The organism is Fructobacillus ficulneus (genome assembly GCF_001047075.2).
Lineage (GTDB): Bacteria > Bacillota > Bacilli > Lactobacillales > Lactobacillaceae > Fructobacillus > Fructobacillus ficulneus.
The window spans coordinates 52,790-65,495 of sequence record NZ_DF968003.1 but is presented as its reverse complement, the minus strand read 5'-3'; the positions used below and the strand labels follow the sequence as shown (position 1 = coordinate 65,495).

Genomic DNA, 12,706 nt, shown 5'->3' with positions numbered 1-12,706 from the left:
CGTGCAAAGGGATCAGCTTCCCCAATTAACAAGCGCACAAGCCACATCACTATTGTGGTTGCTCAGAAGGAGGAAAAGTAATGGGTCAAAAAATTAACCCAACTGGCTTCCGTGTCGGTGTCATCCGTGACTGGGATGCGAAGTGGTTTGCTGACAAGGCAGACTTTTCTAACCAACTTCTTGAAGACTTGCGTATTCGTAAGTACATCGAAGAAAACTTAACGGACGCTTCAGTTGACCGCGTAGAAATCGAACGCTCAACTAAGTCACGTATCGATTTGACTTTGCACACTGCCAAGCCAGGAATGGTTATTGGTAAGGGTGGTTCCGAAGTTGAAAAGTTGCGGACTCAATTAGCTAAGTTAACAAATGTTGACGAACGTGGACGCCACAAGCGTGTCTTCATCAACATTGTTGAAATCAAAAAGCCTGATTTGTCAGCTCACTTGGTGGGCTTGCAAGTTGCTGGCGATTTGGAACGTCGTATCGCTTTCCGTCGTGCAATGCGTGGTGCTATTCAACGTGCCCGCCGTGCCGGCGCAAAGGGAATCAAGATTGTTGTTTCAGGACGTTTGAACGGGGCAGATATGTCACGTGTTGAACAATATACTGAAGGAACTGTTCCGCTCCACACACTTCGTGCAGATATTGACTACTCATGGGATGAAGCAGCTACTGCTTACGGTAACTTGGGTATCAAGACTTGGATCTACCGCGGTGATGTGTTGCCAAAGAAAAAGAACAAGTAAAGGGGGAAGCAAACATGTTAGTACCAAAGCGTGTTAAATTCCGTCGTGTACACCGTGGCCACATGCGTGGCGAAGCTAAAGGTGGAACGTCGGTGGCTTTTGGTGATTACGGCTTGCAAGCTACAACTTCAAGTTGGATTACCAACCGTCAAATCGAAGCTGCCCGTATTGCAATGACCCGTTATATGAAGCGTGGTGGTAAGGTCTGGATTAAGATCTTCCCTCACAAGTCATATACATCTAAGGGTGTTGGTGTTCGAATGGGTAACGGTAAGGGTGCACCCGAAGGCTGGGTTGCTCCTGTTAAGCGTGGTAAGGTAATGTTTGAAGTCGGTGGTGTTGAAAAGCCCGTCGCTCTTGAAGCTTTGCGTCTTGCCCAACATAAGTTGCCTGTACGTACGAAGATTATTGCTCGGGAGGCTGAATAATGGCTAAAGCAAATGAATTAAAAGCTTTGTCACTTGCGGATTTGCAAAAACGCGAAGCCGAATTCAAGGAAGAATTGTTCAACCTTCGTTTCCAATTGGCTACTGGTCAATTAGAAAACACGGCCCGTATTTCAAAAGTTCGTAAGGACATTGCACGTGTGAAGACTGTCATTCGTGCACAACAATTGGCACAAGCCAACAAATAAGACGAAAGGAAGAAGCTAAAAAATGAGTGAAGAACGTAATGCTCGTAAGGTTTATCGTGGCCGTGTCGTTTCCGACAAAATGGAAAAGACAATTACTGTTGCGGTAGATACTTACGTCAACCACCCAGTTTATGGTAAGCGAGTTCGCTATACCAAGAAGTTTAAGGCTCATGACGAAAACAATGTTGCTAAGCAAGGCGACATCGTTCAAATCATGGAAACTCGTCCTATGTCTGCAACTAAGCACTTCCGTTTGGTAAAGGTTATCGAAGAGGCTGTTGTCCTTTAATCGGTACCTATATCAAATCGTCGTAAATTATTGCTAACAAGGAGGATGTGAACCATGATTCAACAAGAGAGTCGTTTGAAAGTGGCTGATAACTCTGGCGCACGTGAAATCTTGACGATTAAAGTGCTCGGTGGTTCAGGCCGTAAGGTTGCTGGCATTGGTGACATGATTGTTGCGACTGTTAAGCAAGCTATCCCTGGTGGTAACGTTAAGAAGGGTGATGTCGTAAAGGCTGTCATCGTTCGAACTGTATCTGACGTACGTCGGACTGACGGTTCTTACATTAACTTCGATGAAAACGCTGCTGTTATCGTAAAGGATGACAAGTCACCAGTTGGAACGCGTATTTTTGGCCCTGTTGCACGTGAACTACGTGACAACAACTTTACGCGTATTGTATCATTGGCACCAGAAGTGCTCTAATACTGACAAGGAGGAGCCAATCATGTTTGTAAAAACAGGTGATAAGGTTCGCGTCATTGCCGGCAAGGACAAGGGTAAGGAAGGAACAGTTACAAAGACTGTTGCTGCCAAGAACCGTGTTGTTGTTGAAGGCGTTAACCTCGTTAAGAAGCATCAAAAGCCTTCTAACGAATACCCACAGGGTGGTGTTATCGATATCGAAGCACCTATCCATGCATCAAACGTACAATTGATTGACCCATCAACTAACGAACCAACTAAGGTTGGATTTAAGTTTGAAGATGGTAAGAAGGTACGTTTTGCTAAGAAGTCTGGACAAGCTCTAGGCTAAAACTAGCTAATATCTATTTTGAAAGGTAGAAATCATTATCATGACTAATGAATTAAAAGCAAAATATGTTAATGAAGTTCAACCTGCTTTGATCAAGAAGTTTAACTTTACTTCACCAATGCAAGCCCCAAAGATCGAAAAGATCGTTTTGAACATGGGTGTTGGTGATGCGGTTTCAAACTCAAAGAACCTCGATGAAGCGGTTGAAGAATTGAAGATGATTGCTGGGCAACAACCAGTGATTACTCGTGCAAAGAAGTCAATCGCCGGATTCCGTCTTCGTGAAGGAATGGCTATCGGTACAAAGGTTACTTTGCGTGGAGAACGAATGTTTGAATTCTTGGACAAGTTGATTAACATCTCTTTGCCACGAGTTCGTGACTTCCACGGTGTTTCTTCTAAGGCCTTTGATGGTCGTGGAAACTACACTTTGGGAATCCGTGAACAGTTGATTTTCCCTGAAATTGACTTTGACAAGGTTAACCGCGTTCGTGGTTTGGACATCGTTATTGTAACGACTGCTTCAAGCGATGAAGAAGGTTTCGAACTATTGAACGGTTTGGGCATGCCTTTTACTAAGTAAGTAGTTTAAAAATGCTGTCGCTCTTATGAGTGGCGCGTTTTTAAGTGTTTGCCACTTTTGGTGACAGGTACTTAAGAGCGTGTCAATTATTGATGACGTTCAAAATATAAAAGGAGGATATCGATAGATGTCTATGACTGATCCAATCGCTGATTTTTTAACTCGGATTCGTAACGCCAACATGGCGCGTCACGCTTCCGTTGAAATTCCAGCATCAAAAATGAAGAAGAGCATTGCCGAGATCTTGAAGCAAGAAGGTTTCATCCGTGATGTAGAATATGTTGAAGATAACAAGCAAGGTGTTATCCGCGTATTCTTGAAGTACGGAGAAGATCAAGAGCGTGTCATCACTGGTATTAAGCGTGTTTCAAAGCCTGGTTTGCGTAAGTATTCTAAGGCCGAAGAAATGCCTAAGGTTTTGAATGGCCTTGGTATTGCCATCGTTTCAACATCAAATGGTGTTGTTACTGATAAGGTAGCACGTGCTAAGCAAGTCGGTGGCGAAGTGCTGGCTTACGTTTGGTAATATATCTAAGAAAGGAGACTTACCATGAGCCGTATTGGAAATAAGATCGTTACGATCCCTGCTGGCGTTGACGTCAAGCAAGATGGTCAATTTGTGACTGTTAAGGGACCTAAGGGTGAATTGAACTACACAATCAACCCTGAAATCACGATGCACATGGATGGTACTGAAGTATCATTTACTCGTGCAGCTGAAGACAAGAAGCACCGTGCTTTGCATGGTACTACAACTGCTAACTTCTCTAACATGGTTGAAGGAGTTACAGATGGCTTCTCAAAGACTTTGAAGATGGTCGGTGTTGGTTACCGTGCCGCAAAGTCTGGTTCAAAGTTGACATTGTCAGTTGGATATTCACATCCAGTTGACTTTGAAGACCGCGAAGGTTTGACTGTTGAAGTTCCTGATGCCTTGACTATCAAGATTTCAGGAATCTCAAAGCAAGCTGTTGGTGATTTTGCTGCGGAAATCCGCGCAATTCGCCCACCCGAACCATATAAGGGTAAGGGAATTCGTTACGAAGGCGAAGTTGTCCGTCGTAAGGAAGGTAAGACTGGTAAGTAAGCTTAATTGCTTCTATCAATCTTATTCATTAACAAAATTATTTAATAAGTGGTTTAACCGCTTAAAGAAAAGGAAAGCACAGCTATGATTACAAAACCAGATAAGAACAAGCTCCGCGTACAACGCCACAAGCGTGTCCGCGGCAAGATCTCTGGTACTGCTGCTCGCCCACGTTTGAACGTTTTCCGTTCTAATGTTAACATCTACGCTCAATTAATTGATGACGTAGCGGGTGTAACGCTAGCAAGTGCCTCATCACAAAGTGCCGATGTTACTGGTACTAAAGTTGAACAAGCCGTTAAGGTTGGCGAATTGATCGCTAAGAACGCTAAGGCTGCTAAGATTGAAGAAGTTGTCTTCGATCGTGGTGGTTATGTTTATCACGGACGTGTTAAGGCTTTGGCCGATGCAGCTCGTGAAAACGGCTTGAAGTTCTAAGGAAAGGAGGAATAATACAAATGGTTGAATTCGTAAACCCTAAAGAATTAGGTGAATTAGAAGAAAACGTTGTCGCAATTAACCGTGTTACCAAGGTTGTTAAGGGTGGACGTCGGTTGCGTTTCGGTGCCTTGGTTGTCGTTGGTGACAAGAATGGTCACGTCGGCTTTGGAACTGGTAAGGCGCAAGAAGTGCCTGAAGCCATCCGTAAGGCTGTTGAAGATGCAAAGCGCAACTTGATCACAGTGCCTACAGTTGGTACTACTATTCCTCACGACGTTCTTGGAGAATGGGCCGGTGGAAAGATCTTAGTTAAGCCAGCCAAAGAAGGTGCTGGAGTCGCTGCCGGTGGTGCTACTCGTTCCGTAATGGAATTGGCTGGTGTCAACGATGTGACTGCTAAGTCATTGGGTTCTTCAACTCCTGTCAACGTTGTTCGTGCAACTTTTGATGCATTGAACCAGTTGAAGGATGCTGCTCAAGTAGCAGAACTACGTGGTGTTTCATTAGAACACTTGGCTGAATAAGGAGCGATAACATGGCTGATTTGAAAATCACTTTGATTAAGAGTGCGGCTCATCGCTTGCCTAAGCAACGTGCCATTGTTAAGTCACTTGGACTTAACCGTGTCTCAAGCTCAGTGGTGAAGCCTGATAACGCAGCTACTCGTGGCGCAATTTTCTTGATTGCTCACTTGATTGCTGTTGAAGAAGTAAAGTAAATAAATTTTTAGAAAAGGAGGTACCAAACGATGAATTTGAACGAATTGCAACCTGCTTTGGGTTCACGCCAGACTCGTAACCGTGTCGGTCGTGGAACTTCATCTGGAAACGGTAAGACAGCTGGTCGAGGCCAAAAGGGACAAAAGGCCCGTGGTAAGACACGTCTTGGTTTCGAAGGTGGACAAATGCCTTTGTACCGTCGTATCCCTAAGCGTGGATTTACTAACATTTCACGCAAGGAATTCGCTGTTGTTAACTTGGACAAGTTGAACAACTTCGATAACGGCACTGAAGTAACACCTGCTTTGTTGATTGAACAAGGCGTAGTTAAGAACCAACGAGACGGTATCAAGGTCTTGGGAAATGGTCAATTGGAAAAGAAGTTGACTATCAAAGCCCACAAGTTCTCAGCTGCTGCTGTTAAGGCCATCGAACAAGCTGGCGGTTCAACCGAGGTGATCTAAATGTGGCGCACGCTATTTAATGCTGTCCGACAAAAAGATATTCGAAAAAAGATGCTCTGGACGATTTTGATCCTCTTTGTTTATCGCATTGGGGTTCATATCACTGTGCCCGGAGTTAATCCGAAGGCGCTGAGTTCTGTTCAAGGATCCGGTTTGCTGAATATCTTGAATATCTTTTCGGGTGGAGGCCTGTTAAACTTCTCGCTCTTTGCGATGGGTGTGTCTCCATACGTTACTGCACAGATTGTTGTGCAGTTGCTGCAATTAGATATCGTGCCACGTTTTGTTGAATGGAGTAAACAAGGCGAAGTTGGTCGCCGTAAGCTTAATCAAGCGACGCGGTATTTGACCATTATCTTTGCCTTTTTGCAATCAGTCGGAATTACGGCTGGGTTCAACTCCTTAGCCGCCTATGGTTTGGTTAAGCAGACCAATAACGTGACCTCCTTCCTACTGATTGGGTCGGTCATGACAATTGGAACCTTCTTTGCCATGTGGTTAGGTGAAATGATTACTGAAAAGGGTCTGGGAAACGGTGTTTCGATGATCATCTTCTCGGGAATTATTTCGCAAATGCCATCTGGTTTGTGGGAAATTTTTAAAGAAAATGTCTTGCAAGCTAGTGGTAGTGACAAGGTAACTGGCTGGATTTTTATGGCGGTCTTGTTAGCAGCCATCGTGTTAGTCATTGGAATCACAACGTGGTTCTATGAAGCTAGCCGGCGCTTACAGATTCAATATACGCGGTCAGCTTCTTCCTATGGGGCGGAAGCTTACTTGCCTTTGAAGTTGAATGTTTCTGGGGTTATTCCTGTTATTTTTGCTTCATCCTTGATTTCAACCCCTCAAACCATCCTCTTTGCTTTCCAGAGTAAGTATGGCAGTGTTAACTGGTTTAAAGTTTTGCAACAGATTTTCTCGATGCAAACAACAACCGGGGCGGTATTCTATACTGTTTTGATTATTGTCTTTACTTACTTCTACGCTTTTGTTCAGGTTAACCCCGAGAAATTGGCGGATAACCTACAAAAGCAGGGAGCATACATCGTTGGTGTTCGTCCTGGAACTGAAACGCAAAAGTTTGTCACGAAGTTATTACTCCGCTTATCATTTGTGGGGGCTTTGTACCTTGGTTTTGTTGCTTTGGTACCTTTGATTGCATCCGATGTTTGGGGACTCAACGAAAAGATTGGCCTTGGTGGAACTTCTTTGCTAATTGCTATTGGGGTAACCCTTGATTTGATTCGTCAAATCGACGGCCTATTACAAAAGAAGAACTACGTTGGTTTTATCCGCACAGCTGGTAAATAAGGAGTCCAATCATGACTAAGAACTTAATTTTGTTAGGCCTGCCTGGGGCAGGTAAGGGAACCCAAGCCGACAAGATTATTGCCGAGTACCCAATGGTTCACATTAGTACTGGTGATATCTTCCGGGCCAACATGAAAGAAGAAACTGAGCTTGGACAAAAAGCGAAGTCCTTCATGGATGCTGGTAACCTAGTTCCTGATGAAATCACGAACGCGATGGTCGCAGACCGGTTGGCGCAAAGTGATGTAGTTGAAAATGGCTTTATGCTTGACGGCTACCCTCGTAACGAGGATCAGGCGAAGTTCTTGGACCAATTTTTAGCCGAAAGAAATGAAAAAGTTTCGGCAACCTTGTACTTTGAAGTTCCAGATCAAGTATTAGTTGAACGGCTTTTGGGTCGTGGGCGAGCAGATGACACGCAAGAGGTCATTGCTCACCGTTTGGAAGTTAACAAGGAAGCAAACTTACCTTTGGTAGATTACTATGCTAAGCATGGTGTGTTAAACACCATCGATGGTAATGGTGAATTAGACCGAATTTACTCTGATGTAAAGACGGCCTTGGATGCCTTAGATTAAGCGTTTTCTTGATTTGTCAAGGGAATTCTGGTATAATTGTATAGGTTCAGCACTTATCAATTATGTTGAACATGGTTACATAGGAGGTAATCTGCGTGGCCAACGATGTCATTGAAATTGAAGGCAAAGTTAAAGAAACTATGCCAAATGCAATGTTTCAAGTCGAACTTGAAAACGGTGCCGTTATCTTGGCACACGTTTCCGGTAAAATTCGGAAGAACTATATCCGTATCTTACCTGGGGACCGTGTGACTGTTGAAATGTCACCATACGACTTGACAAAGGGTCGTATTACTTACCGTTTCCGTTAAAAGAAGCGGTCTCATTAAAATAATCAGTTAACCGAATAGGAGGAATAGATTATGAAAGTACGTCCATCAGTTAAGAAAATGTGCGAATCATGCCGTGTTATTAAGCGTAACGGCCGGACAATGATCATTTGCCCAGCTAACCCAAAGCACAAGCAACGCGCAGGTAAGTAAGACTTACCACACACTAAAACAGCTTGAAAATGAACTTTAAGGTTCTTTCAAAATATTAAAAGGAGGTAAATTGTTATGGCTCGTATTGAAGGTATCGATTTGCCCCGTGACAAGCGAATTGTCATTGGGTTAACATACATCTACGGAATCGGTAATGTAACTGCACAAAAGATCTTGGCTGCTGCTAAGGTTTCTGAAGATGTTCGTGTGCGTGACTTGACGGTTGATCAAGAAGATCAAATTCGTGAAGCTATTGCAGCATTGAACTTGCAGTTAGAAGGTGACTTGCGTCGTAAGGTATCACTTGATATCAAGGGATTGCAAGAAATCGCATCATACCGTGGTATTCGTCACCGTAAGGGATTGCCCGTTCGTGGACAACACACGAAGAACAACGCCCGTACTCGCAAAGGCCCAGCTACGGCAATTGCTGGTAAGAAGAAGTAATATTTTTCTTGCCAATCTCTTTATGAAGAAAATAGCTTTGTCTTTTTCGAACTAAGAGTCTCACTCCGGTGAGAAAATGATTATCACAACCACAGTTGTGTAATGTTGGTTAGTCAATAACTAACCCGAGAAATTATAAAAGTATAGAAAAAGGAGGCAAAACATTATGGCAGTTCGTACACAACGCAAACGACGCGTTAAAAAGAACATTGAAACTGGTGTGGCTCATATCCACGCTACTTTCAACAACACTATCGTCATGATTACTGATGCACAAGGTAACGCCGTTGCCTGGTCATCAGCTGGAGCCCTTGGATTTAAGGGATCTCGTAAGTCAACGCCTTTCGCCGCTCAACAAGCAGCGGAAGCAGCCGCAAAGTCAGCATTGGATGTTAACATGCGCACCGTTGCTGTTACGGTTAAGGGTCCTGGTTCAGGTCGCGAATCAGCTATTCGTGCATTGGCCGCAGCTGGTCTTGAAGTAACGTCAATCAAGGATGTTACTCCAGTTCCCCACAACGGATCACGCCCACCAAAGCGCCGTCGTGTTTAATTAGTTTTCATTGCGCTTGCTTTGAAAGAGGGGGTTAGAGTTAACAGATGATTGAATTTGAAAAGCCAGATATTCATAACATCGAAGAGGATGCCAACTACGGTAAGTTTATCGTGGAACCTCTGGAGCGTGGTTACGGAACAACGTTGGGAAATTCCCTTCGTCGTGTCCTCTTATCATCGCTTCCTGGCGTAGCGGTCAACACAGTTCAAATTGATGGTGTTGTTCATGAATTCTCCACCGTTGATGGTGTTGTTGAAGACGTGACCCAGTTGATTTTGAACTTGAAAAAAGTTGTTTTCGCTACCGACTCAGCTGAAGAGCACGCTTTGGAAATTGATGTTCAAGGACCAAAGGACGTTACTGCAGCTGATCTTGCTGGATCAGCTGACATTGAAGTCTTGAACCCAGACTTGCATATTGCAACTTTGGCGGCGGGAAAGTCATTACACATGACTGTTACTGCTGTTAAGGGTCGGGGTTATTCTTCAGCTGAAGAAAACAAGCAATTACGTGATGAAATGCCAATCGGTGTTTTAACGGTTGATTCGATTTATACACCAATCGAGCGAGTTAACTACCACGTGGAAAACAAGCGTGTTGGTTCTCGCGACGATTACGATAAGCTTACAATGGAAGTTTGGACTAACGGTTCAATCAATCCTAGTGATGCTTTGAGTCTTGGTTCAAAGATTCTAACAGAACACTTGAACTTGTTTACGGATATTTCCCCTGTAGCCCAAGAAACAAAGGTCATGGTTGAAACGGAACAAGCTGCAAGTACTGCAACTGACGCCGCACCAATCGAAGACTTGGACTTGTCAGTCCGTTCATACAACTGCTTGAAGCGAGCAGGCATCAACACTATTGAAGAGTTGACTGGCCGCTCAGAAGCCGACATGATGAAGGTCCGTAACTTAGGACGTAAGTCATTAGACGAAATTCAAGAAAAGTTAACTGAAATGGGCTTAGGATTCCGTCAAGAAGATTAATATTCATCAAAAGTTTAGAAAAAGGAGGATTAACCAATGTCATACCGTAAGCTAGGCCGTACATCATCACAACGTAAAGCAATGTTGCGTGACTTGACTACTGATTTGTTGATCACTGGTCGCATTCAAACTACTGAAGCTCGCGCTAAGGAAGTTCGTAAGACTGCCGACAAGATGATCACTCTTGGTAAGCATGCTGATTTGGCTGCCCGTCGTAAGGCTGCTGCATTCATGCGTAACGAAGTTGCTGACGTCAAGGAAGATGGCGACAACATTCGCGTACAAACTGCTTTGCAAAAGTTGTTTGAAGATGTTGCACCACGTTACTCAGAACGTAATGGTGGTTACACACGCATCTTAAAGACTGTACAACGTCGTGGAGACGCTGCACAAATGGTTATCTTGGAATTAGTTGACTAATTTCTAGGTAAGCAAAAAGCCCTAACCGCAAGGTTGGGGCTTTTTTATTTGTTATAAACACATTATTTTGATGGTAGGCCATACCGTAAGTAGTGCCAAAAGCCATAACCAGAACGAATTTCTGCAAAGAAGGCTAGATTAATGACATGCTTCGCCCAACGAGCGAATGGCCCAATCGAACCATTTTGTCCATAGGCGTTGGAAACACCACTGTTTTTACCTAAACTGATGAAGTAGCGGGGCCGTTTTTGGGCTTTGACAGCCTTGTTTTGTTTGGTCAATCCAAGCTTGTAAACAATCTGCTGCGAAATAATTTTACCTGCATAGGCTGAAGCTAATGCCAATTGTGGTAGAATTTCATTTTGACCGCGTTCAAAGGTAGCGATGTTTCCAGAAGCATAGACATCTTCTAGGGGTTCACCAAAGTCGGATAGGACTTGGAATTCTTTATTAACGGTAACTTGCCCGGAATCACTAATAGCGATTCCCCAGTCATTGACCATTGGATGGGATTGCAAACCAGTTGCCCAATAAACCTTTTGAACGGGAATTTGACTGCCATCAATCAAGGTTAAGAAATTTTGATTCAGGCTAATCACTGAATGGTTGTTTAAAACCGTGACGCCACGGTCTGTTAAAAACTTTTTGACCTTGATACTTAAATCAGGCAGGCTCAATGATGTCAGAAGGTTTGTATCAGAATTGACCAGAGTTAATGTCATTCGGTCATCAGAAATTTTTTGATTAGCTTTGAAACTAGCTAATTCACCCATTAATTCGACACCGCTAGGTCCACCACCAACAACGGTAAGATTGAGCGTTGGGTCTTCACCGTGCTCACGAGCCGTTAAAAAGGCTTCTAAGTCGTGTCGAACCTGGAGAGCACCGGCAAATGAATTAAAGACAGTTGCATTTTCATAAACACCCGGGATACCCATTGTGGACCCCATACTTCCGGTGGTTAAAACAAGGTCGTCATAGTAATAAACTTGATCCTTTGTGATTAAAGTATTGGTATCAAAATTAAGGTCTGTCACCCGTTTGTTAATAATTTTGACGTTTTGGTTTTTTCTAAAGAGTCGATGAAGGTTGTATTGGGCACTTTCAATCGGCACGGTTTTGACGGCAATTTGTGGAAAGACACTTTGTAAGGTCATATCATCACTAGCATCGTTAAAAAGTAAAATTTCGTGTTCCGTCTTCCGGAGTTCGTACGCTAGTTTTTTAGCAATATAGACACCGGCTCGTCCAGCACCAACGATTGCAATGGTTCTTTTTGTCATGCTCTAATTCCTTTCATCTGTAGTGAAGCCCATTATACAGTGTTTATTTGAAAGAAGTTGTGTAATTTAGAATCAACGTTAGATTACAGGTGTGATTTTGTCATTAAAAACCAATATTAAAGACGTTCTTTATGATTTTTTAATAAAAATCGAGCTTTTTTCTAGGAAATCATTCTAAATTAGACAAGATAAGTTGAATATTCTGTTTTTGAATAACAAGAAATATTTCGTTTGCCTTGAAAAATTAATTTTAGAAAAGAGGGGGAACAGCTTTATGACTTATTAATTGCAGTAAATTGGAGTGAATTCAGTCTAATTGTTGTCATTTCCAAGGTGACCATGGAGGTTATGAAACCGTTGAGACAGCCTTTCTCACAGCAGGTGGGTCCATTTTTTATGTTAAAATAATAGATAATGACAAACGCAATTACAATTAACAATCTTAAATATGGTTATCCTGACCAGGCCTCCTTGTTTCAGGATTTTTCACTGACTGTTCCGGCTGGACAATGGTTGGCTATTGTTGGTCACAACGGGTCTGGTAAGTCGACTCTAGCCAAATTAATCCTGGGTCTGCTTGAAGCCCAGGATGGTGAGATTACTGTCTTTGACCAACGACTAACTGTTGAATCTTTAGCGGCAGTCCGCGGCCAAGTCGGGATGGTTTTTCAAAATCCAGATAATCAGTTTGTTGGGGCAACAGTGGCAGATGATGTGGCCTTTGGTCTCGAAAATCAACAAATTCCAGCCGAAGAAATGCCGGCCCTGATTACGGCTGCTTTAAAGCAAGTTGGGATGGAAGACTTCGCCGACCGTGAACCCCATACCTTATCTGGTGGACAAAAGCAGCGGGTCGCACTGGCTTCAATCTTAGCCTTAAAGCCGAAAGTTATTATTCTTGATGAAGCAACGGCGATGCT

The 12,706-nt window shown here is 43.3% G+C and carries 23 protein-coding genes and 1 pseudogene; 23 read left to right on the top strand and 1 reads right to left on the bottom strand.

Annotated features, from left to right (window positions below):
• The 22 genes and pseudogenes from AOQ29_RS08035 to rplQ form a co-directional block, all read left to right on the top strand.
• Window positions 1–81 (top strand): annotated as a pseudogene (locus tag AOQ29_RS08035) (50S ribosomal protein L22); the annotation flags it as partial.
• Window positions 81–749: a 30S ribosomal protein S3 gene (gene rpsC / locus AOQ29_RS04420; protein WP_061993317.1), complete on the top strand. Its 669-nt coding sequence runs from the start codon at window positions 81–83 to the stop codon at window positions 747–749. The pseudogene AOQ29_RS08035 and the gene rpsC, both read left to right, overlap by 1 nt.
• A 14-nt stretch (window positions 750–763) precedes the next feature.
• Window positions 764–1,177 carry a 50S ribosomal protein L16 gene (rplP, locus tag AOQ29_RS04415; RefSeq protein ID WP_061993316.1) on the top strand — a complete coding sequence of 138 codons (414 nt, stop codon included), beginning with the start codon at window positions 764–766 and terminating at the stop codon, window positions 1,175–1,177.
• On the top strand, window positions 1,177–1,383 hold the full coding sequence (gene rpmC, locus AOQ29_RS04410; protein WP_061993315.1) for a 50S ribosomal protein L29: 207 nt from the start codon (window positions 1,177–1,179) through the stop codon (window positions 1,381–1,383). The genes rplP and rpmC overlap by 1 nt, the downstream gene beginning before the upstream one ends.
• 22 nt (window positions 1,384–1,405) lie before the next feature.
• Window positions 1,406–1,672: a 30S ribosomal protein S17 gene (rpsQ, locus tag AOQ29_RS04405; RefSeq protein WP_061993314.1), complete on the top strand. Its 267-nt coding sequence runs from the start codon at window positions 1,406–1,408 to the stop codon at window positions 1,670–1,672.
• 54 nt (window positions 1,673–1,726) lie between these two features.
• On the top strand, window positions 1,727–2,095 hold the full coding sequence (gene rplN / locus AOQ29_RS04400) for a 50S ribosomal protein L14 (RefSeq protein WP_047975017.1): 369 nt from the start codon (window positions 1,727–1,729) through the stop codon (window positions 2,093–2,095).
• Window positions 2,096–2,117: 22 nt separating this feature from the next.
• Window positions 2,118–2,426, top strand: a complete 309-nt coding sequence (rplX, locus tag AOQ29_RS04395) for a 50S ribosomal protein L24 (RefSeq protein WP_061993313.1) — start codon at window positions 2,118–2,120, stop codon at window positions 2,424–2,426.
• 40 nt (window positions 2,427–2,466) lie between these two features.
• Window positions 2,467–3,009, top strand: a complete 543-nt coding sequence (gene rplE / locus AOQ29_RS04390) for a 50S ribosomal protein L5 (RefSeq protein ID WP_061993312.1) — start codon at window positions 2,467–2,469, stop codon at window positions 3,007–3,009.
• A 127-nt stretch (window positions 3,010–3,136) separates the two neighbouring features.
• Window positions 3,137–3,535, top strand: a complete 399-nt coding sequence (gene rpsH / locus AOQ29_RS04385) for a 30S ribosomal protein S8 (protein ID WP_061993311.1) — start codon at window positions 3,137–3,139, stop codon at window positions 3,533–3,535.
• A gap of 24 nt (window positions 3,536–3,559) precedes the next feature.
• Window positions 3,560–4,096 carry a 50S ribosomal protein L6 gene (gene rplF / locus AOQ29_RS04380; protein ID WP_061993310.1) on the top strand — a complete coding sequence of 179 codons (537 nt, stop codon included), beginning with the start codon at window positions 3,560–3,562 and terminating at the stop codon, window positions 4,094–4,096.
• Between the two features lie 84 nt (window positions 4,097–4,180).
• Window positions 4,181–4,534, top strand: a complete 354-nt coding sequence (rplR, locus tag AOQ29_RS04375) for a 50S ribosomal protein L18 (RefSeq protein WP_059377850.1) — start codon at window positions 4,181–4,183, stop codon at window positions 4,532–4,534.
• 20 nt (window positions 4,535–4,554) lie between these two features.
• On the top strand, window positions 4,555–5,061 hold the full coding sequence (gene rpsE / locus AOQ29_RS04370; RefSeq protein ID WP_061993309.1) for a 30S ribosomal protein S5: 507 nt from the start codon (window positions 4,555–4,557) through the stop codon (window positions 5,059–5,061).
• 11 nt (window positions 5,062–5,072) lie between these two features.
• A complete protein-coding gene (gene rpmD, locus AOQ29_RS04365) occupies window positions 5,073–5,255 on the top strand; it encodes a 50S ribosomal protein L30 (protein WP_061993308.1) in 183 nt (60 codons plus the stop codon).
• 30 nt (window positions 5,256–5,285) lie between these two features.
• Window positions 5,286–5,720, top strand: a complete 435-nt coding sequence (gene rplO / locus AOQ29_RS04360) for a 50S ribosomal protein L15 (protein ID WP_061993307.1) — start codon at window positions 5,286–5,288, stop codon at window positions 5,718–5,720.
• Window positions 5,721–7,031: a preprotein translocase subunit SecY gene (secY, locus tag AOQ29_RS04355; RefSeq protein ID WP_061993306.1), complete on the top strand. Its 1,311-nt coding sequence runs from the start codon at window positions 5,721–5,723 to the stop codon at window positions 7,029–7,031.
• An 11-nt stretch (window positions 7,032–7,042) separates the two neighbouring features.
• The gene (locus AOQ29_RS04350) at window positions 7,043–7,609 is read left to right on the top strand and encodes an adenylate kinase (protein WP_061993305.1); all 567 of its coding nucleotides are present in this window, start codon (window positions 7,043–7,045) and stop codon (window positions 7,607–7,609) included.
• Between the two features lie 95 nt (window positions 7,610–7,704).
• Window positions 7,705–7,920, top strand: a complete 216-nt coding sequence (gene infA, locus AOQ29_RS04345) for a translation initiation factor IF-1 (RefSeq protein WP_010691205.1) — start codon at window positions 7,705–7,707, stop codon at window positions 7,918–7,920.
• 51 nt (window positions 7,921–7,971) lie between these two features.
• The gene (gene rpmJ, locus AOQ29_RS04340) at window positions 7,972–8,091 is read left to right on the top strand and encodes a 50S ribosomal protein L36 (RefSeq protein WP_074717856.1); all 120 of its coding nucleotides are present in this window, start codon (window positions 7,972–7,974) and stop codon (window positions 8,089–8,091) included.
• A 75-nt stretch (window positions 8,092–8,166) separates the two neighbouring features.
• Window positions 8,167–8,538 carry a 30S ribosomal protein S13 gene (gene rpsM / locus AOQ29_RS04335; protein WP_061993304.1) on the top strand — a complete coding sequence of 124 codons (372 nt, stop codon included), beginning with the start codon at window positions 8,167–8,169 and terminating at the stop codon, window positions 8,536–8,538.
• Window positions 8,539–8,704: 166 nt separating this feature from the next.
• Window positions 8,705–9,091, top strand: a complete 387-nt coding sequence (gene rpsK, locus AOQ29_RS04330; protein ID WP_061993303.1) for a 30S ribosomal protein S11 — start codon at window positions 8,705–8,707, stop codon at window positions 9,089–9,091.
• Between the two features lie 47 nt (window positions 9,092–9,138).
• Window positions 9,139–10,083, top strand: coding sequence for a DNA-directed RNA polymerase subunit alpha (locus AOQ29_RS04325; RefSeq protein ID WP_061993302.1), 945 nt, complete (start codon window positions 9,139–9,141; stop codon window positions 10,081–10,083).
• Window positions 10,084–10,119: 36 nt separating this feature from the next.
• Complete coding sequence (rplQ, locus tag AOQ29_RS04320; protein WP_061993301.1) at window positions 10,120–10,503, top strand: 50S ribosomal protein L17; 384 nt, start codon at window positions 10,120–10,122, stop codon at window positions 10,501–10,503.
• Window positions 10,504–10,565: 62 nt separating this feature from the next.
• On the opposite strand, the gene AOQ29_RS04315 is transcribed toward rplQ, so the two are convergent.
• Window positions 10,566–11,786: an NAD(P)/FAD-dependent oxidoreductase gene (locus AOQ29_RS04315; RefSeq protein ID WP_061993300.1), complete on the bottom strand. Its 1,221-nt coding sequence runs from the start codon at window positions 11,784–11,786 to the stop codon at window positions 10,566–10,568.
• 414 nt (window positions 11,787–12,200) lie between these two features.
• On the opposite strand from AOQ29_RS04315, the gene AOQ29_RS08030 reads away from it, so the two are divergent.
• Window positions 12,201–12,706 (top strand): ATP-binding cassette domain-containing protein (locus AOQ29_RS08030; RefSeq protein WP_242977397.1); only part of this gene is annotated, 506 nt, incomplete at its 3' end.